General features: G+C 34.9%; 19 protein-coding genes. 11 read left to right on the forward strand and 8 right to left on the reverse strand.

Going from position 1 to position 20,863, the window contains the following annotated elements; translation table 11 throughout:
* The first annotated feature begins 17 nt into the window (after nt 1-17).
* Both AC0INN_RS00220 and AC0INN_RS00225 read left to right on the forward strand, forming a co-directional pair.
* Entirely contained in the window at nt 18-866 is an 849-nt protein-coding gene (locus tag AC0INN_RS00220) for a glycosyltransferase family 2 protein (RefSeq protein ID WP_306611132.1), read from the forward strand.
* Between the two features lie 22 nt (nt 867-888).
* The gene (locus tag AC0INN_RS00225; protein ID WP_306611134.1) at nt 889-1,929 is read left to right on the forward strand and encodes a glycosyltransferase family protein; all 1,041 of its coding nucleotides are present in this window, start codon (nt 889-891) and stop codon (nt 1,927-1,929) included.
* On the opposite strand, the gene AC0INN_RS00230 is transcribed toward AC0INN_RS00225, so the two are convergent.
* The 3 genes from AC0INN_RS00230 to AC0INN_RS00240 all read right to left on the reverse strand — a co-directional run bounded on the left by AC0INN_RS00230 (nt 1,922) and on the right by AC0INN_RS00240 (nt 5,045).
* Nucleotides 1,922-3,400 (reverse strand): lipopolysaccharide biosynthesis protein, encoded by a 1,479-nt coding sequence (locus AC0INN_RS00230; RefSeq protein WP_273650910.1) that lies wholly within the window; start codon nt 3,398-3,400, stop codon nt 1,922-1,924. The genes AC0INN_RS00225 and AC0INN_RS00230 overlap by 8 nt on opposite strands.
* A gap of 9 nt (nt 3,401-3,409) precedes the next feature.
* Complete coding sequence (locus tag AC0INN_RS00235) at nt 3,410-4,204, reverse strand: FkbM family methyltransferase (protein WP_273650911.1); 795 nt, start codon at nt 4,202-4,204, stop codon at nt 3,410-3,412.
* 175 nt (nt 4,205-4,379) lie between these two features.
* Nucleotides 4,380-5,045 (reverse strand): DUF2461 domain-containing protein, encoded by a 666-nt coding sequence (locus tag AC0INN_RS00240; protein WP_172276584.1) that lies wholly within the window; start codon nt 5,043-5,045, stop codon nt 4,380-4,382.
* A gap of 488 nt (nt 5,046-5,533) precedes the next feature.
* Between AC0INN_RS00240 and AC0INN_RS00245 the strand changes: the two genes are divergently transcribed.
* From AC0INN_RS00245 to AC0INN_RS00280, 8 genes are all read left to right on the forward strand, one after another.
* Entirely contained in the window at nt 5,534-7,228 is a 1,695-nt protein-coding gene (locus tag AC0INN_RS00245; RefSeq protein ID WP_172276587.1) for a DEAD/DEAH box helicase, read from the forward strand.
* Between the two features lie 151 nt (nt 7,229-7,379).
* Nucleotides 7,380-8,018: a DUF47 domain-containing protein gene (locus AC0INN_RS00250; RefSeq protein ID WP_172276589.1), complete on the forward strand. Its 639-nt coding sequence runs from the start codon at nt 7,380-7,382 to the stop codon at nt 8,016-8,018.
* Nucleotides 8,019-8,033: 15 nt separating this feature from the next.
* Nucleotides 8,034-9,176, forward strand: a complete 1,143-nt coding sequence (locus AC0INN_RS00255) for an inorganic phosphate transporter (protein ID WP_172276592.1) — start codon at nt 8,034-8,036, stop codon at nt 9,174-9,176.
* 103 nt (nt 9,177-9,279) lie between these two features.
* Nucleotides 9,280-10,251, forward strand: a complete 972-nt coding sequence (locus AC0INN_RS00260; protein ID WP_172276595.1) for a polyprenyl synthetase family protein — start codon at nt 9,280-9,282, stop codon at nt 10,249-10,251.
* 83 nt (nt 10,252-10,334) lie between these two features.
* Complete coding sequence (locus AC0INN_RS00265; RefSeq protein WP_172276597.1) at nt 10,335-11,288, forward strand: GSCFA domain-containing protein; 954 nt, start codon at nt 10,335-10,337, stop codon at nt 11,286-11,288.
* Nucleotides 11,288-11,812, forward strand: a complete 525-nt coding sequence (locus AC0INN_RS00270; RefSeq protein WP_273650912.1) for a DUF4269 domain-containing protein — start codon at nt 11,288-11,290, stop codon at nt 11,810-11,812. The genes AC0INN_RS00265 and AC0INN_RS00270 overlap by 1 nt, the downstream gene beginning before the upstream one ends.
* A 4-nt stretch (nt 11,813-11,816) precedes the next feature.
* Nucleotides 11,817-12,581 carry a TatD family hydrolase gene (locus tag AC0INN_RS00275; RefSeq protein WP_172276600.1) on the forward strand — a complete coding sequence of 255 codons (765 nt, stop codon included), beginning with the start codon at nt 11,817-11,819 and terminating at the stop codon, nt 12,579-12,581.
* A 6-nt stretch (nt 12,582-12,587) separates the two neighbouring features.
* Complete coding sequence (locus tag AC0INN_RS00280; protein WP_172276603.1) at nt 12,588-14,120, forward strand: hypothetical protein; 1,533 nt, start codon at nt 12,588-12,590, stop codon at nt 14,118-14,120.
* Nucleotides 14,121-14,163: 43 nt separating this feature from the next.
* Here the strand turns inward: AC0INN_RS00280 and AC0INN_RS00285 are convergent, their stop codons facing one another.
* From AC0INN_RS00285 to AC0INN_RS00305, 5 genes are all read right to left on the reverse strand, one after another.
* Complete coding sequence (locus AC0INN_RS00285) at nt 14,164-15,420, reverse strand: DEAD/DEAH box helicase (RefSeq protein ID WP_172276605.1); 1,257 nt, start codon at nt 15,418-15,420, stop codon at nt 14,164-14,166.
* Nucleotides 15,421-15,686: 266 nt separating this feature from the next.
* Complete coding sequence (locus AC0INN_RS00290; protein WP_273650915.1) at nt 15,687-16,721, reverse strand: DUF6438 domain-containing protein; 1,035 nt, start codon at nt 16,719-16,721, stop codon at nt 15,687-15,689.
* On the reverse strand, nt 16,714-17,697 hold the full coding sequence (gene obgE / locus AC0INN_RS00295; RefSeq protein WP_172276611.1) for a GTPase ObgE: 984 nt from the start codon (nt 17,695-17,697) through the stop codon (nt 16,714-16,716). Before obgE ends, AC0INN_RS00290 begins: the two co-directional genes overlap by 8 nt.
* Before the next feature lie 78 nt (nt 17,698-17,775).
* Nucleotides 17,776-18,357: an adenylate kinase gene (locus AC0INN_RS00300; RefSeq protein WP_172276614.1), complete on the reverse strand. Its 582-nt coding sequence runs from the start codon at nt 18,355-18,357 to the stop codon at nt 17,776-17,778.
* A 45-nt stretch (nt 18,358-18,402) separates the two neighbouring features.
* Nucleotides 18,403-18,957 (reverse strand): phosphoribosyltransferase, encoded by a 555-nt coding sequence (locus AC0INN_RS00305; protein WP_172276617.1) that lies wholly within the window; start codon nt 18,955-18,957, stop codon nt 18,403-18,405.
* 197 nt (nt 18,958-19,154) lie between these two features.
* Between AC0INN_RS00305 and AC0INN_RS00310 the strand changes: the two genes are divergently transcribed.
* A complete protein-coding gene (locus AC0INN_RS00310; RefSeq protein WP_172276620.1) occupies nt 19,155-20,744 on the forward strand; it encodes an ABC-F family ATP-binding cassette domain-containing protein in 1,590 nt (529 codons plus the stop codon).
* Nucleotides 20,745-20,863 lie beyond the last annotated feature (119 nt).

Below are 20,863 nucleotides of genomic sequence, written 5' to 3' on the forward strand. Positions count from 1 at the left end.
TTTAATACAACCGGACATTGAGGTTTTTAATTATCATTCCTGCACACAACGAAGAGGATCATCTTCCATTTACCCTGGATTCTTTACAGCAACAACGTTATAAGGATTTCAAAGTTGTGGTTACCAATGATGGTTCCACAGACCATACCCCTGAAATTATTAAACGATATACAGATACAGATTCCCGTTTTGAAACAGTTAACCTGCAGAAGTCGGCTCATCAGCCAGGTTCCAAAGTAGTTAATGCTTTTAAAAAAGGATTGGAGACTCAGGATTTGGATCATTTTGATATAATCTGCAAGTTTGATGCGGATATTATTTTGGACGAAAATTATCTTGAAACAATAGAAAAATCTTTCAGCAATAACCCCAAATACGGTTTGGTAGGTGGTCTGCTGTATGTAGAAAAAGAAGGAGATTGGGTTTATGAGGGAAATTCAAATAAAAATCATGTAAGGGGCCCGTTGAAGGCGTACCACAAAGAATGCTTTCTTGAGATCGGTGGATTAAGGGAAACATTGGGTTGGGATAATATAGACTCTATACTATTGGAGCATTTAGGATGGAAAGAAGTCGTTTTACCGGAATTAAAAGTAAAGTTGATTAAAGTAAAAGGAGCTGATTATACAGTCAGGGAATCGGATTATTACGGACGTTATTTTTACTTTCTTGGGCTAAACAGATTTCTGGCATATGTTGCATCCTTAAAGGAAGCGATGAAAATCAGATCTGTTTCATTTTTTTTCTCTATCATTAAAGCCTATGAAAGCTGCAGGTCTAAAAAACTGGAACTGAAAATCAGCAAAGAAGAACAAAAGGTTATTAATAATAAACGATGGGAGACTTTAAAAAAGAAATGGCTTTGAGAATAAAATAAATAAAAATATTTTGAAAAACATAGCTTACATAGAAATAGATACACATGCTGAAATTGCCCGTGCTTTCATGGATATTATGAAAGGTTCGGAAGAGTTTACGGTAGACTATTATTTTTCAAAAAAAATCAAAGATCAAATTAGGGAAGATGGCGAAACGATTTTTTTGTCTGACAGTTCCATGATCAGTGATCAGCTGAAAGCAAAAAAGTATGATATCATTATCATCGGGACGGCACATCGTTATTTCAGTACTTTCCTCGCGATTGTTCAGAAATATAAAGCTGCTGTTATTACCCATAACCTGAATTTTCCTCAATCCTCAAAATTAAGCTTAATCAAAAGTATTTTCAAAGAAGACTTTATTTACAGGCTTAAATTATGGTGGAAAGAAGGTCTTTTCTATTCTTCAAAAGTTTACCAGCATGCAGGTCATCTTCTTGTGTTGGATAATGCGCTCTGTACGGGTAAATATCAGTTTCTTCCCCTGTTTTATACTTCCAATTTTAATAGGGTTCAACAGGATGATGTCAATATTGTAATTCCAGGAGGAGTCTCTCAGAAAAGAAGGGATTATGATCATATTTTTAAAACAATCCGGACTTTAAAAACAGATCAAAGATTCACTTTTATATTTCTTGGGAAAGCTCAGGGTGAAGAGTTGAAAGTGCTTGAAAAATTATCCGGGAATTTACCTGCCAATATTACCATACATTATTTTAAAGAAAGGGTTTCGGCAGAAGATTATGACCTATGGATGGCAAAAGCAGATGTATTATGGTGTCCTGTTCAGCAGCAAACTGAATTTTTCAATCAGATAGAGATTTACGGAAAAACCAAAATGACCGGAAATGTAGGAGATGCGATCAAATATGGAAAATTGGCTGTTTTCCCTAAAAACTATTCCTCGCAATTGGATTTTATCATTCCGGAAAATGAGAACATTGCCGAGCAGTTTCAACAGCTTAAAAGACAGAGTTTTGACTTTCAGAAGAACTATAGCAAAGAAAGTATCCGGAAAAAGCTCGGGGATGTTTTAAATGGTCTTATTTAAACTTAAATATCCCTTTGATGAAAGCTGCATTCAGATAATCCTCAACAGGGAATATTTTTGTGAAATAATTTCCGATATAAATAAGCACCAAAACCACGCTTGGTTTGTAGATCAGGTTAATGAAATTATTATTGAAAGTAGGCAATACAATAGCCACGGTAATTGCTAACGTACAGATAATAGACACAAAGATCATCTCAATTGATAAGGGTGAAACCTTAAACACGAAATAATTAAAGGCTATTTTAATGACATTATAAGTAGTTAATGAAATGGCCGTCGACAAGGCAATTCCAATTAATTTCAAATCGGTATGCTTAATGAAATAATAGTTAAGTCCTATTGTTAAGCCTGCGAGAAGAAGCATAACTATGATGTTGAAACGATAGTATTTTGAAAGAGAAATAATATTTCCGTTGAATCCTGTTGCGAGATCTATTAAAACCGCTGAACCCCAAATCCAGACTACGGGTTCATATTCCCTGAGCATTGTTCCGTTCTTGGGCATGAACTGAGTAAGAAAGGGAAACCCTACCATAATGCAGGAAAATAATATGGCCCCTAGAAAATATAATGATAATGAGGTTTTTTTATGAAATCTGTCCAGTTCTTCCATATTCCCTTCCGCTAATGTTTTGCTGATGATCGGAGCAGAAATATTAAATAATCCCAGTTGTGGAATAGAGATGAGCGAAATCAGCGCGTACAGGACAGCATAGATCCCATTCTCTTCCATTCCCATGAATTCACCGATCATGAAACTGTTAATCGCCAGATAATTTCCAAAGGTTCCTAAAAAACCGAAGAAACTGTAGTTCGTAAATTCTTTCCAGAAATTATTTTTTTTGAAATAGTCGGTACTGAAGTCGAGTTTGATCTTTTCTAACCTGTTCGTATAATAAATATACCCTAAGAGCATCAATGCGAACATACCAAAGAAAAACGCAAAAGCGATCTGCTGAGACAGAAGTAAATATGAAAAAAGGCAGAAGGCTCCTAGGTTTGCTATTTTAGGGAAAATATTGTCGAAGATATTGGAGACAACAATTCTCTTATAATTTGAAGTGTATTTATTGAATAGGGCGCAGAGTGATAAAATCAAAACCATAGGTAAAATAATTTCCTTACTTTTCCAGGCTTCAAGCTTTGTAAACTTGGGATAAATCAACGGAATGATGAAGAAAACAATAGCAAATACTGCAAAATTAATCAGAATGGTGAGCAGTGAGATGGAAAGCATATTTTGCTTTTTGCCATCCTTTTCTACCCTGTGGAAAAATTTAACGTTAGAATAAGAAATTCCCAATACAACAAAGGGAACAAGCATTTCTGCAGTAGGCAAAATGTAGCGAAGCTTTCCGTAAAATTCAAAATTGCTCGGAAAGATGAATATGGCTGATACGGTACCTAACAAGAAACCTATATAACCGATAATGGAATATTTGAATCCTTGTCTTGCTACTACACTCATAAAGATATTTTAAAAGGTTTTGGGTATAAAAATAATGTTGTTGATATATTCCGTTTTGTCTTTTTCGTCACTTGTATTTCGGACCAAAATTTCTTCTGTAAGCTTTTCAAGCCTGAAAAGGGATCGGTCTAAATAATGCGCTTCATAACCCCAGCTTTCTACTTCGGAAATCTCTCCCCAAATAGGTTTGTCATGATGTCTTTGTTCCATTTCCACCATAAGGGTTGGTAGGAACTTTAGGATGGTTTTCTTTCCGCCGAACAGGGTTTTCATCTCATTTCCTTCAACATCTATCTTGATGAAATCCAGTTTTTTAAGACCTTCTTTTTCTGCCCAGTCGTCCAATTTTGTGACCGTTACTTTTTCTGTGTAACTCTTTTCCTCACCTTTTTCCTTATACGAAGTATTCAGTGTCCCCCTTGAAGCTACCATTTTTCCATTGATGATGGGAACTTTAAACTCAGCAACTGTATTTTCATCCGAAAGTGCTAAAGAAAGAAGATTCATAGAAGGAAACAATCTTTTTAAGCGGGTATACAATTTATGGTTAGGCTCAAAAGCATAAATATGCTGAGGTTTGAGTTTATGTTCCAGCTGGTATAAAAATGTACCTACATTGGCACCAATATCAAGAATCACATCGTCTTCCGACAGATATTCTTTGATCCACACCAGCTCCGGTTCTACATTTCGTGCTGAAAAGTTATCCTTTGAAAGATGATGTAAACTTTTAAAATATCTGCTTTTATAAAAACTTGGACTGATGTACTGTAAGTTTTCTGCAATTCTTTGGTATAAAGACATCCTTGATTATTTGACAGAAAGCAAAGATAATCAAAAATGTTAAACTCATGTTAATTTTGTTTAAATCTAACGCGTTGATTTTCAATTAAAATATACATGCTTGTTTTATTTTAAAAGAATGTGTAACTGGTTGTAATTCTTTTATTTCAGGCATGTTTAAAATAGATTCTTGTAGTTACAGAAAAGGGGTATTCAGAAAATCATTGAATGGCTTCATAAGTTTGAAAACTTTGGTTAGCTCCTTAACGGCATTTTTATCCAAAACTGTTTCATCCTTGATGTTGTACACAACAATAAAATTTTTCAGTTTTAAATATTCTGCCATCGGATCTTCTTTCTCGAATCCCTGGGGTATCTTTTTTAATTGGTCACTTTGATCCAGTTCAGGAAAATGCTTTTTAAAATCTTTGTTATTAACAATTTTAATAAAGTCATCAGCATATAAGGAGATCTCTTTTCGTACTTCTTTTAAAACTGATGATTCAGGCATGTAAATACCTCCTGCCAAAAAAGACTTTCCTGGTTCCAGGTGAAGATAGTATCCTCCTTTCTGGCTTCCTTTTCCCATTCCTAATGACGCTCCAAAGTTTGTTTTATAAGGTATTTTATCTTTTGAAAAACGGGTGTCCCTGTAAATCCGGAATAGAGCTTTTTTAGCATCTATTTTAGCAAGCTCTCCATCGAACGCCGACATTTCTTTAATAAGGTCTTCCAGAAATGCAACCACATTTTCCTGTGATTCGGTGTAAAGATGTTTATTTTCATTAAACCACTCGCGGTTGTTATTTTTGGATAATTTTTTGAGAAAATCAAAGGTTTTTGTAGAAATGGTGGCGGACATGTTTTTTAATTTTAACCAAATTTAAGTAAATCTATTCATATGTCAATGCCTCAATCCGATCAGGATTTGAAGCATTAAAACAGGATGATGTCCAGAAACTATATTTTTTATGGCAAGACAGCAAATATGATAAAGAATCCTGTAGTGAAATGGCAAATGGTGTTTGCATAACAGAAAGTCTCACAACAATAATTGAAGATCTTTCTTTTACATATTTCATGCAATTTTCGGGAATATTAAAATAAAAAAATTATAATTCCTGATTTTATTTTTGAAAATTCATTAATCTCCACGAAAAAATCAATCCAATTTAACAAAAAAAAATATTGTTTAATATTTTTTTAACATAACGGTTTATTTTTTGCGTTTAATTTTTTAAAAATTAAAAATATATTAAAGTATTCTGAAATTAAGATTCGTTATTTAACACTTTATTCAAAATAAAGTCAAATATTAATTGTATCTTTGCAAAAATTTTAAAATATTTAATGAATTTATTTACGGAGTCCAATTTAAGTCCTGACATCCTTAAGGCTATTGGCGAAATGGGTTATGAAAGCCCGACAGAAATCCAAAAACAGACTATCCCTTTTATTCTTTCAGATATACGCGACTTGATCGCACTTGCGCAAACTGGGACAGGCAAAACAGCAGCTTTTTCGCTTCCGATTTTGGATATGATTGACGATACGAGTCGCAAAATCCAACTATTGGTGCTTTGTCCGACACGGGAATTATGTCTTCAGATTTCTAAAGACATAAAGAATTACTCTAAGTACATGCAGAATATCAAATCTACAGCAGTGTACGGAGGTAGCAGTATTATGGACCAAATACGTTCTTTGAAGGAAAAACCACAAATTATTGTAGGTACTCCCGGAAGAGTAATTGATTTGATTAACAGAAAAGCACTTGATTTTTCTGCGATCCATTGGTTGGTTTTAGATGAAGCTGACGAAATGCTTTCAATGGGTTTCAAAGATGAATTGGAAACAATTTTAAGTGAAACTCCTGAAACAAAACAAACTTTCTTATTCTCTGCAACGATGAATAAAGAAGTGGAAAGAATTTCTAAAAATTATCTTACAAAACCTCACCGTATTTCAGTGGGTTCTATTAACGAAGTTAAAAAGAACATTAAGCACGAATACTATGTGGTAGGATATCGTAATAAAAAAGAAGCTCTAAAAAGATTAATTGACGCAAACCCTAATCAGTATTCCATTATTTTCTGTAGAACAAGAATGGAAACTCAGGAAGTGGCAGATTTCTTAATGCAGAACGGTTATGCAGCTGATGCACTTCATGGTGATCTTTCTCAGGCGCAGAGAGATACGGTAATGAAGAAATTCAGATTGAAAAATATCGACATTTTGGTGGCTACCGATGTAGCAGCAAGAGGTTTGGATGTGAACTCACTAACTCACGTTATCCATTACTCTCTACCTGATGATCCTGAAGTATTCGTTCACAGAAGTGGTAGAACGGGTAGAGCTGGAAAAGACGGTATTTCTATGGCTTTGATTAAGCCTGAAGAAAGCAGAAAGCTAAAACAGATTAAATCAACAACAAAGATTGATATTGTTGAAAAAACAATCCCTACAGGTGATGATATCATCAAAGCGCAGGTAGGAGGCGTTTTCGAAAAGCTATTTACGGAGCATGAAGACTTATTTGAGTTTGACGACAGCTTGATTCCGGATCTTAGCAAATTCACGAAAGAAGAATTGGTACATCAGTTACTGCAGTTCCAGTTGAAAGATCTTGCATTGTACTATAAAGATAAGCATGATCTTGCTGAACAGAAATTCAGTACCAGAGATGATGATTACTCAAGAAGAGACAGAGGAAGAGATCGTGACCGAGACAGAGGAAGAGACCGTGATAGCAGAGGTGGAGACAGAAGAGATCGTGGAGGAAAACCTAGAAGAAAGAATGAAGATATGGTAAGATTCTTCTTCAACCTTGGAAAGAAAGATCAATTGAAGAAACTGGATGTTTTGGATATTATCAATAAAGCAACTGCCGGAAATGGTAAAAAGAGAGCTGAAATTGGTGATATTGAAATTTTAGAGAAATTCTCATTCTTTGAAATTGAGAAATCATTTAAGGGAGAGCTTTTGAATAATATTTCTTCAATGAAATTCAGAGGAAAAGATATGAGAGCTGAAGAAGCTAATTAAAACTCATTTTTATATAATATAAACCGGCTTATAGTCGGTTTTTTTGTTTGATAATCAGCACTTAAACCAATGTTAACAAAACTTAATGTTATATACTTTTTGGTAAGGTGCTTTTTTAGGAAATTTGCAGACGAATTATAAATACTTAAAAATGGGAATTGGTAATATTTTCCACGCTTTTCAGCCTAAAGATAAAATCTTCTTCGTGCTTTTCGAAAAAGTAACTGAAAATCTAGTAGCAATGTCTGAAGAGTTCAACAACGGGGTGAAAGATTTTGACCTTAATGACGACTCTATGTTGAAGAAAATGAGCGACTACGAACACAAAAATGATGAGCTTACGCACGAAATCTTTATTGAGCTTGGAAAAAACTTTATAACTCCTTTTGACCGTGAAGATATTCACACTTTGGCCACAGGTTTAGATGATATCGCAGATTATATCTACGCTTCAACAAAATATATTTTCTTATATAAATCGCCTTTAATGAAGGCATATGCAGACTTCTCATTGTTGATTCATAAGGCATGTCTTGAAATTCAGAATGCAATGAAAAACCTGAAAGGATTCAAAAATATGGATCAGGTGAAAGAAGCTTGTATCAAAGTAAACTCTATTGAGAATATTGCTGACGACTTACTTTCCAACTCAATGGTAGAATTGTTTGAAACAAACGACGCTATCAATATCATCAAAGTTTCATCTGTACTTAATTATCTTGAAATAGTAACCGACAAGGCTGAAGATGTAGCTAATACTATTGAAAACATTATGATCAAATACGCATAAACAATATAACAAAAAATGGAATTTCCGATTTTACTTACGGTTATTATTGCTTTAGCTTTAATTTTCGATTATATTAATGGTTTTCATGATGCGGCCAATTCAATTGCTACTATTGTTTCTACAAAAGTTTTAACTCCTTTTCAGGCTGTGCTTTGGGCGGCACTATGGAATTTTGCAGCCTTTTTTATCGCAGCATACATCATTGGAGAATTTAAAATTGGTAATACGATTGCCAAAACCGTTAATGAAAACTTTATTACCCTGGAGGTAATATTTTCAGGTCTTGTGGCAGCTATTGCCTGGAACCTTTTAACATGGTGGTTTGGTATACCATCTTCTTCATCACATACCCTAATTGGTGGTTTCTTAGGTGCGGCTTTAATGCATGCTTTCATCCTGGATTATCATGATGTAGCAGCTGCTCAGCCCAATCTGGGTTTTATAGATACTTTCAAACAGGCATTTTATCAGGTTACAACACAAAGTGTGGTTAAATTTGATAAAGTAATTCCTATCTTCCTGTTTATTTTTATGGCACCCGTTATCGGGATGGTCATTTCAATCATTATCACATTGATTATCGTTCATCTTTATAAGAGATCAAACCCTCATAAAGCAGATAAGTCTTTTAAAAGATTACAGCTTGTTTCTTCAGCCCTCTTTAGTCTAGGACATGGTCTGAATGATGCACAAAAAGTAATGGGAATTATCGGTGCGGCTTTAATTTATTACCATGTACAGATTTTACAGGATCCTGTATACTTAAATATACCTTCTGCCGGACGATTTGATTATTTTGCAGAACATTATCTTTGGGTACCTTTGGTTTCTTTCCTGGCGATAGGTTTGGGAACAATGAGTGGTGGATGGAAGATCATCAAGACAATGGGAACCAAGATTACAAAGGTAACCCCGCTGGAAGGTGTAAGTGCTGAAACTGCAGGAGCTATTACCTTATTTATTACCGATCATTTTGGTATTCCGGTATCTACCACACATACGATTACCGGGTCTATTATTGGAGTTGGATTAACGAAGAGGATTTCAGCGGTAAGATGGGGGATTACAGTAAGCTTGCTTTGGGCTTGGGTATTGACGATTCCTATCTCTGCTATTGTAGCGGCAGTTACTTATCTTTTGGTCGCTTTTCTTTCCTAGATATTAATTTAAAATACAATACTGAACTTTGTCCAAATGGGCAAAGTTTTTTGTTTTATAAAGATTTGAAAAATCGTATTTTTGTTGGAAATTATTGGATTTTATGGAATTTTTAGACAAGTACCAACAGCTGGTTGCTGACGCTATTACCAAGTACACTTTTAAAGACAAACCTGCGGAATTATATGAACCGATGAATTACATCATTTCCCATGGTGGAAAACGTCTGCGACCTATTATGGTTCTGATGGCTTGTGACTTATTTGGTGGTGATCTTAAACAGGCTATTAAGCCGGCTTTGGCGATTGAATTTTTCCATAACTTCACATTGATTCATGATGATATTATGGATGAAGCTCCTCTGAGAAGAAATAAGCCTACTATTCATACTTTACATGGAATTAATGTAGGGATCTTATCCGGAGACGGGCTGATGCTGAAGGCGTATAAATTTTTTGAAGACCTTGAACCGGAAATATTTAAAGCCTGTATCCGAATATTTACCCATACCGGGCTCCTATTATGTGAAGGACAGCAGTACGACATTAATTTCGAAACACAGGAAGATGTGACTTTCGATGATTACATCAGAATGATTACTTATAAGACCGGAGTATTAAGTGCTTCATCTTTTGAGATCGGAGCTTTAATTGCTAAAGCTAATTTTAAAGATGCCAAATCCATTTTTAATTTTGGAAAACATATAGGAATTGCTTTCCAGATCATGGATGATTACCTGGACGTTTTTGGAGATCAGGCTCAGTTTGGAAAAAAACATGCAGGTGACATTTATGAAAATAAGAAGACTGTACTTTATCTTCTGGCAAGAGAACACGCCACGGAGGAAGAAAGAAAAGAATTGGATCACTGGTACTCTAAAAAAACCGATAATATCGATAAGGTGTACGGAGTAGAAAAGATCTTCAGAAGAACAAAAGTAGATGAAAAAGCATTGCGTTTAATTGAAAAGCACAATGAAATAGGGCAGAGTTATCTTAAAAAAATTAATATTCCTGAAGAAAAGAAAAAGCCATTCATAGAACTCGCTAATTATCTTTTAAGAAGGGAAAGCTAATGAGTCGCTGATTATTAAAGGTTTTGGTAAGGAGTTGTTTAGGCTTCTTCTTCCACCTTTAGCTTTAGCCTCTTATATTTACAATGAAATTCAGAACCGAAGTTGACATCAAAGAATCTGCAAAAAAGATTGAAATTGAAGATAAAATATTTTCAATAGGTTCCTGTTTTGCCTCAGAGATGTCGGATCTGCTTCACCAGGGACAGCTTCAGACGGTCAATAATCCGTTTGGAACCCTGTTTAATCCGTTTTCGATCAATAACGCAATACAAAGGCTTCATGATTCACACTTTTATGAAGAAGAAGATTTAATCACGTTTAATGACGAATTTATTTCCCTTGACCATCATACGAAATTCGATACAAGGTATATTCATCAGACACTGGATAAGATCAATGGCCATTTAGAAGAAGGGAATCTCTTTTTGCAGGATACTAATTGGGTTATTATAACCTATGGAACCTCCTTTATTTATGAATTTCAGCCTAAAAACAAGCTGGTAGCCAATTGTCACAAAATTCCACAAAAATTCTTTAACAAAAGGTTGCTAACCCATCAGGAAATCACAGATTCTATTTATCAGACCATTTTTAGCCTGAAAGATATCTGTAAAGAAGATGTTCAGATTTTGTTTACGGTTTCTCCCGTAAGACATACCAAAGACGGTATGATGGAAAATCAGTTAAGCAAATCAAAATTGATATCTGCAGTACATGAAGCTATTTCAGGGATTGAGAACTGTCATTATTTACCCGTTTATGAAATATTGATGGATGATTTAAGGGATTATCGTTTTTATAAAGAAGATATGATTCATCCCAATTCTCAGGCTGTTCAGTATATCTTTGATAAATTTGGAGCTGCTTATTTTGCGGAAGACACAAAGGAGTTTATCAAAGAAAATTTTAAAATCCATAAAGCCCTGCAACACAGGACAGCAGATGAAAAAGATCCTAAATATGTTGATTTTAGAGAAAAATTAAAGCAAAGAATTGAAGCTCAACAGAAAAAGGTAAAACATAAGATATTCCAGTAATGATAACAGACTTTACAAAGATTGATTATTTGGAAAGCGGTAACCAGAGGCAGCAAAGGGCTCACTTGGTGCTTACAAAATATCAGATCCTGGAAAAACTAAAAGATTTCTCACCCTTGCTTGCAGGAACTATTCCTATTGAAATTGATATTGACGGAAGCGATCTGGATATCATTTGTGAAGTTAAAGATGAAGATTTCTTTTTGGAAACGATCCGCCTTTCTCAACTTATTCCACCAGGAATTCATTTCACAGTAGAAAAGATTGAGATAAAAGGGGAAAAATCTATTGTGATCAATTTTAATCTCGAAGAGTTTCCCATAGAGATTTTTGGTCAAGATAAACCGACGACGCAACAAAATGCTTATCGCCATATGGTAGCAGAGTACACAATATTACAGGAGAAAGGAGAGGAATTTAAACAACAGATTATAGAACTTAAGAAGGAAGGGATAAAAACGGAACCGGCTTTCGGTGTATTAATGAATTTAGAAAACCCTTATGAAGATCTATTAAAATTTTAAAATTATGATTGACACCCATACACATTTATACGCTGAAGAATTTGATGAAGATAGAAAGGAGGTTATTCAAAGGGCTTTAGACAAAGGAATTACGGAATTTTATCTTCCTGCTATTGACTCTGAGTCTCATGAAAAAATGCTTCAATTGGAAGCTGAATATCCTGGACAGGTTTTTTCAATGATGGGATTGCACCCTTGCTACGTAAAACCCGAATCCTGGGAAAAAGAACTGGCAATTGTTAAAGAATATCTTGATAAAAGAGCATTTCCTGCCATCGGGGAAATAGGAATTGATCTCTATTGGGATCAATCAACTCTAGATATCCAGGTAAAGGCTTTTGAACAACAAATCGACTGGGCTATTGAGATGGATCTGCCTATTGTAATCCATACAAGGGAAAGTTTTGATGAAACTTTTGAAGTCTTGGAAAGAAAAAAGCATCCGAAATTGAGAGGAATATTTCATTGTTTTTCCGGTAACCTTGAACAAGCAAAACATGCTATCGATCTTAATTTTTTATTAGGAATTGGTGGAGTAGTGACCTTTAAAAACGGGAAAATAGATCAGTTCCTGCAAGAAATTCCTTTAGAAAAAATTGTTCTGGAAACAGACTCTCCTTACCTGGCTCCGGTTCCTCATAGGGGTAAAAGAAATGAAAGTTCTTATCTTGATCTGGTGGTAGGAAAGCTGGTGAATATCTACAATAAAGATTTTTCTGAAATTGACAGAATCACAAGCCAGAATGCAAAACACATTTACAATTACTAGGCCTATATGAAGCTTTTAAAAGAAAATATCCATTATCTTCTTTTCCTTTCTGCTGTGTTTTTTCTATGGAATCCGGCGAAGTTTCCGGTTGATGATGGTTATTTTTATCCACAGATTGCCTATAATATGGTCAGAAATGGCTTTATGGGGTTTAATGATTTATACCTTACCAATGGCTTCCATCCTTTATGGATGGTATTCTGTGTTATTGCGGAAGCGATCAATTTTTTGGGTAAAAGTTTCTCAGTATACATTCTATGGTTTTTTCAGGTTATCTTTATCATTGCGGGATACAGATTTTTTGAAAAAACCTTATTCAAAGATTCAGTAAGTGGAAAAGTATTGAGCTTAGCATTGTATTGCTTAATTTTTTTCAGCCTTGGATCATTATATTTAACGGAAGCGCATCTCACCTTTTTCACCATTGCCTGGCTGCTTTATTTTCTTTGTAAAAGATACACCAACGATTTTCTGTTCGGATTCATTTGTAGCCTCGTTTTTCTGGCAAGGCTGGATCATATTTTTATCATTATTCCTTTAGGCTTTCTTTATTGGAAACACCGGGACTGGAATTTTCAAAGCATTTCTAAAGTAATTTTAGGATTTTTAATTTTGGCGGGACCTTATTTATTTTCCAATCAGTATTTGTTCGGAGATATGGTTCCTGTCAGTGGCAGAATAAAAAGTTCCTTTCCTAAAGCTAATCTGGATGATCCTTTTGGTTTACTCCCTGATTTATTCTTATTTGTGGGTTCCGCATATTTGATATTTTTGATTTTTACTAAAAATATACACTACCGCTCTGTCAAAATTTTATTTATTAGCGGAAGCTTTATTCATTTATTGTATAATGTATTTTTCCAGTCATATACAGGACAGTGGTATTTTGTATCACAATTTATTTTTTGTGGCTTTTTTATCAATGATATTGTTGAAAAATTTCAATTGAGAATAGTACCTGCGAGATCCAAGTTTATAATTTATTCTTTGGGTTCAACATTTTTCTTATGTACAATCGGGATTTTGAAGCTCAAGACCAACCTAAGCATATTTCATAACGTTTTTGATAACAAGTCAAAATTTGAAAAGAAAACAAAGGATATGGTAAAGAATTTGGCAGAAGATCTGGTTAACGTAGTTCCCCGAAAGTCTCGAATATATGTTTATGATTTTCCGGGTAAATTTGCTTTTTACTCCGATTTTAATTTTATACCGGCAGATGCTTTGGTAGCCAACTCTACTTTTTTTAATGAAATAAATACGCTCCGTTTTAAAGATTATCTCAAAAAAAATAAAATTAACTATATGCTCTTTCCCAGTCAACTGGAAAAAGGAAGGAACTCAATCACTTTTATGGGCATGGATGTTAAAAAGAAAAATAATCGTAATATGTTTTACTTTAGGAATACTTTAAGTAAAAAGATCATAGACAGTCTTGATGAAAATGAGTTAATTAAAGTGAAAACCTATTTAAATCCTGCAAAGACCTGGCAGGCGCAGTATGACTCGGTGACAATTTACAAGCTAAAAGAAAAATAACGAGAATAAAAAAGCTTTCAGGAATAACCCTGAAAGCTTTTTTTTATTTTTTCCTAAAGAAACTTTTATTTTTTGGCTTTTTGAAACCAATGTCTTTCTTCTGAGTAGGTTTAGGTTTTCCCTGTCCCGGATTCATAGGTTTATTATTTGAATCCCTTTTTTGTGCAACCAGGTTTTCGGTGTGGAACGGGTGGTCTTTAACCACTGGAATTTTAAGTCCGATAAGTTTTTCCGTATTTCTAAGGTTCAGCAAATCCAGACCATCTACAAAAGATAAAGAAGTCCCTTCCGAACCCGCTCTTCCTGTTCTTCCGATTCTGTGAACATAGGTTTCGGAAACATCAGAAAGCTCGTAATTAATTACATATTTCAGCTCATCAATATCAATTCCTCTTGCTGCAATATCTGTAGCAACCAATACTCTGGTTTTTCCGGATTTGAAGTTGTTTAGCGCATTTTGACGTGCATTTTGAGATTTATTCCCATGAATCGCTTCCGTTGAAATGCCATTTTTTTGTAATGTTCTTGCAATCTTATCAGCTCCGTGCTTGGTTCTTGAAAAAACCAAAACAGATTCAGAGATATGATTTTTAAGAATATGTGTAAGTAATCCCAATTTATCTTCTTTCTGAACAAAATAGACAGATTGTTTAATGGTTTCAGCTGTCGAAGAAACAGGCGTTACTTCTACCTGTACCGGATTGCTGAGGATGGAATTGGCAAGCTTTTGTATTTCAGGAGGCATAGTTGCAGAGAAAAATAAAGTTTGCCTTCTCTGTGGTAAAAGCTTAATAATTCTTTTAACGTCATGTACAAATCCCATATCCAGCATTCTGTCAGCTTCATCCAGAACAAATATCTCCAGGTTTTTAAGACTGATAATTCCTTGTGCAATGAAGTCAAGGAGTCTCCCCGGTGTTGCTACAAGAATGTCTACTCCTTTTCTTAAAGCTGCTTCTTGTGAGCCCTGTTTTACACCTCCGAAAATAACTAATTTTCTTAATGGAAGATTTCTTCCGTAAGCATTAAAGCTTTCTTCAATCTGAATAGCCAGTTCCCTTGTAGGCGTTAAAACCAAAGCTTTGATCTGATTAGTCTTTGGACGTTCTGAAAGGTTCTGGAGAATGGGAATAGCAAAAGCTGCAGTTTTACCGGTTCCGGTTTGCGCCGTTCCCAGTAGATCTTTTTTCTCTAAAATAGAGGGAATAGCCTTTTGCTGTATAGGAGTTGGTTTTTCATAACCTTCCTGTTGAAGCGCATCTAAAATGGGCTTGATGATTTTTAAATCTGTAAATAACAAAATATATTGCGTATTAAAAATAATGCGGTCGAAGTAGTATACTTCATCATTTTTAGCGAATCTGCTAAAATTGATTAACAGAATTTTTAAGTAAAATTAATTACCGAAAGGGCTGAGAATGCCGCGAAATATGCTACAAAGGTAGTTAAAATATTTGAAGTTTATTATTTTACTTCCATACCTGCGCAATTAAGGTCTGTTATCGATATTTTTAATCTTTGAAATGTACAGAAATAGGATCAACGAGTATCAGATGATCGGGGGACTTAATGTTTTATCTTCTTCCATTCCTGATTGAATCTTAGGTCGAACAGGGTTTTATAAAGAGTTGTTAATCCATAACTTCCAACTAAACCATAATCTTTAATCTTTTTGATCTTCCCGTTGTCATAGGTAATTGTTAAAGTTGACAACTGATCATCGGTCCAACTTACGGAATAATCATCTTGAAGCTCCGGAAAATTAATATAGCCAAGAATTGTTTCAATTTTTTGAAAATCCGATGCTTTTATTTGGGTTGTAAATTTTCCTTCACCTTTTTCAAAAGTTTTACGGGATTTCCTTTCTATTTTTTCAAAGGAATCATTACGGTTGATAAAATTGTAAGTCTTGGCAATAAATTGAGAGGTGCCGTTTTTACTCAATTCAAGCGTAAACACCGGACAGGTTCCAAAACAGGGCTCTGTTTCAAAAAATATTTTTTCAATAGTATACTTTTGAGGTTCCGGATTATACTCTACGAAATTATCAAATTTATAAGTCAGAATCTTATTGACGATTTTGTGGTAAAAATTGTATTTCTCAGAATTAAAATCTTCGGTAACTTCATCGTAGAAAACAGAGATATAATCTTTGCCATTTATGGTAGACAATTTCGGGATTACAAAATCAAAATGATTCAGAAGTAAACTCTTGGTCATATACTTATTGTCTATATCAAAAATAACCTTTACAACTGCACTACAACTGCCTCTGGATGATTGACAGCTGTTGTCATCCCCGATAAATAATAAATCCGTTTTCCCATTATGATCAAAGTCTCCTTTATAAAAACTTTTGTCAACACCCAGACTATCAGCAGTCCTTTTTATAAGGGGTGACAAATTATCATCTTCAAAGCTCCTGATCGTTTTTAACGTAAACTCAGATAAAAAATCATCTTTTGATTGTGAACATGACCGTATAAAATTGACAGCCTCAATGTCTGTTTTGAGGCTGTCAATTTTTGATAAAGTCTTACTGCTTTGTGAAAAACAAAATTGGTAAAATAAAACTAATATGAAGAACAGTGTTCTATCCATGTAGTTTTTTCCAGATAACATCCTTAAGTTCCGTAAGTCCTTCACCGGTTACACCCGAGAAGAACAGCGGCTGCCTGTTTTCAGGAAATTCTGCTGAAATTTCTTTTTTCAGTTCATCGTCCAGAAGGTCTGCTTTTGAAATGGAAATAATAAAGTCTTTATCCAATAATTCCGGATTGTATTCTTTAAGCTCATTTTCAAGAATTTTAAACTCCTGGAAATGATCTTCAGAATCTGCCGGAATAAGGAATAACAAAATTGAATTTCTCTCAATATGTCTTAGGAATCTATGGCCAAGGCCTTTTCCTTCAGCGGCTCCTTCTATAATCCCCGGAATATCAGCCATTACAAATGATTTGTAATTTCTGTAGTCTACGATTCCCAGGTTAGGCGTCAAAGTTGTAAATGCGTAATTGGCAATTTTAGGTTTTGCCGCGGATACGGAAGCCAACAATGTTGATTTTCCGGCATTCGGGAAACCTACAAGCCCTACGTCAGCTAAAATTTTAAGCTCAAAAACCACATAACCTTCCTGTCCCTCCATTCCCGGCTGTGCGTAACGTGGGGTCTGGTTTGTTGAAGATTTAAAGTGCTCGTTACCAAGTCCTCCTTTTCCTCCTTCCATCAGGATGATTTCCTGACCATCTTCTAAAATTTCACCGATGATTTCACCCTCTTCATTTTTGGCAATGGTTCCGATAGGCACCTCTATATAAACATCGGCACCATAAGCTCCTGTTAACTGATTTTTTCCTCCGTTTTCTCCACGCTCCGCTTTCACGTGACGGGTATAACGGAGTGGTAGTAAAGTCCATTCCTGAGCATTCCCCTTCATAATAACGTGGCCTCCACGACCTCCGTCTCCACCATCAGGGCCACCTTTAGGAATGTATTTTTCACGGCGAAGATGCGCAGAACCTGCACCTCCATGACCGCTTTTACAATGAATCTTTACGTAATCTACAAAATTTGACATAATTTTAATTCAAGGTTTAATGTGTAAGGTCCAAAGTTTAAACCTTGAATATTTAACTTTGAACCTTGAATCAAAAATTTATTTTTGAATTTTTTCTACTTCAGCAAACAATTTCTCAGAAATCTCATTGATCTCACCAACTCCGTTTACCTCTACATATTTTCCTTGTTGCTTATATAATTCAGCTACTTCAGCTGTTTTCGCATAATATTCTTTAATCCTGTTCTGGATGATTTCTTCGTTGCTGTCATCAGATCTTCCACTGGTTTCTCCTCTTTTCAGCAATCTTTCAACCAAAATTTTATCTTCAACGATTAATGAAAGACAAACATCAATCTCGTCATTCAGTTCCTCTTTAACGATTTTTTCCAAAGCCGCTGTCTGTACTGCTGTTCTTGGATATCCATCGAAAATAAACCCTGCCGCATCGGTTGGTTTTCTCAATTCGTCCACCAACATGTCGATTGTCACCTGGTCCGGAACCAATTCTCCCTTATCGATGTAAGATTTAGCTAATTTCCCAAGTTCCGTGTCATTCTTCATATTGAATCTGAATAGATCACCTGTAGAGATTTGCTTTAAGTTAAATTTTTCGATGAGATTCTGAGCTTGTGTTCCTTTTCCACTTCCTGGAGGCCCGAACAGAACAATGTTTATCATTTTTATTTAATTAGATATTTTAAGTTTAAATTTCAGGTTTTGAAATTAATGGTTGATTTTACCTTCTTCTAACTGATATAAATCCGAAAGATTTCTTCCCAGTTCATCGTAATCTAATCCGTAACCCAGAACAAATTTATTTGGAATTTCCTTTCCAATATAATCCAGTTTAAAATCCTTCTTGTAAACCTCAGGTTTTAGTAAGAAAGAAGCCAGTTTTACAGATTTTGGTCGTTGTGTTTCTTTGAAATATTTGAAAAGGCTTTCAACAGTATTTCCTGTATCTACGATATCTTCAACCAGAATAATATGACGGTCCTTAACATCTTTCGTCAGCTCCATCTTCTGGTAAACAATTCCCGTAGATTCCGTTCCTACATAAGAACTCATCTGGATAAAAGCAATCTCACAGTTTCCCGGATAATGCTTTAAAAGATCTGAGAAGAACATGATAACTCCGTTCAAAACTCCTATGAAGACAGGAACTTCATCTTTGTAATCCTCATAAATTTTCAGCGCTGTCGCTTTTACTATTTCCTGAATTTCCGCGTCCTTTAGATAAGGAACAAAAGTTTTGTCGTGAACTTTAATGCTTTCCATAAAAAAATTTAGTAGTTGGCAAAGTTACGGATTTTTGATTTTTGATTAAAATGTTTTTATGTTTAATCTATTATTTGCATTATATTTGCATACACAAAACCTAAAAATACGCTCATGTAGGATATAATTTCTTTCAGATTTGATCAGATGATAATCCCCTTGGATTATTGATGTTTAACTTTAATTAGAAAGAAATCATGATTTTTCTACAAAATATATCCTATAGGTTTCCCAACAGAGACCTGCTTTTTAATCATATCAATGTAACGATCCCAACATCTTCAAAAACGGCTTTGGTCGGAAGTAATGGCATGGGAAAATCTACCCTGCTTAAAATTATAGCAAATGAAATCCAACCTTTGGAAGGGAACTTACATATTGAAGGAAATTTATATTACGTTCCGCAAATGTTTGGAAACTTTAATCATCTTACCATTGCAGAAAGCCTGAAAATTGACCAAAAACTAAATGCTTTACAGAAGATTAGCAGTGGCGAAGTAGACGACATTTATTTTGATATTCTCAACGATGATTGGGATATTGAAGATCGTTGCCAAATGGCTTTACAATACTGGCAGCTTGAGAACCTGGATTTAAATCAAAAACTAGAGGGCCTGAGCGGAGGACAGAAGACAAAAGTCTTTCTTGCAGGTTTACAGATTCATCAGCCGGATATCATTTTGCTGGATGAACCCACTAACCACCTCGATCTTGAAGGACGGAGTCTTTTATATGACTATATTGCGAAAACAAGTGCTACAATAGTTATTGTGAGTCACGACAGAACTTTATTAAATCTGGTTGATACGATTTACGAATTGAGCAATCAAGGCATTTCAACGTATGGTGGGAATTTTGATTTTTATGTTGAACAAAAGGAAATAGAGGAGGAGGCATTGCATCATGACATTCATGCCAAGGAGCGGGCTTTGAAAAAGGCAAAGGAAAAAGAAAGGGAGACCTTGGAAAGGAAACAAAAATTAGATGCCCGGGGAAAGAAAAAGCAGGAAAAATCAGGAGTTGCAAGAATTATGATGAATACCCTCCGGAATAATGCCGAAAAGAATACCTCCAAACTCAAGAATATTCACGCTGAAAAGATTAGTGATCTTTCCGCAGGACTTAGGGGATTGCGTTCATCTGTGAAAAATACAGAACAAATGAAAGTAAATTTCAACGATTCTGATCTTCACACAGGGAAAATTCTTATGACAGCGGATGATATTAATTTCAGATATCATGAAAAACTCTTATGGGCTAAAAATCTGGATCTCGAAATCAGAAGCGGAGATCGTATTTGTGTGAAAGGACCGAACGGCTCCGGAAAAACGACTTTAATTAAACTTTTAATTGGTGATTTGGATGCTTCCATTGGAACTATTTCAAGAACTGATTTTAATAGTATTTATATTGATCAGGAATATTCGTTAATTGCTCAGGAAGCAACCATTTATGAATTTGCCCAAAGGTTTAATGATAATGCGTTACAGGAGTCCGAAGTAAAAACCATATTGTCCAGATTTTTATTTGGAAAAGAAACATGGGATAAAAAAGGAGAAATGTTAAGTGGAGGAGAGCGCCTTAGACTTTTATTGTGTGGGCTTTCAATCAGTAATAGGGCTCCCGATATCATTGTTCTCGATGAGCCCACAAATAATCTGGATTTGCAAAATGTAGAGATTCTTACCAACTCCATTAAAGATTATAAGGGGACGTTATTAGTGATTTCTCATGATGAAATCTTCCTGGATGAGATTGGTATAGAAAGTGAAATTGTGCTGGATTAATACAGCGATAAGTATTTTAAAAATGATACTTTTTAAGTTGCGGGGATTTTAGGGTCGATAATATTTTGGAATAATCATTCCGAAGGAGTCTAACTGTTAAATGTGAATAATGGCTTTGG

The sequence above is a fragment of the Chryseobacterium subflavum genome (assembly GCF_055762745.1).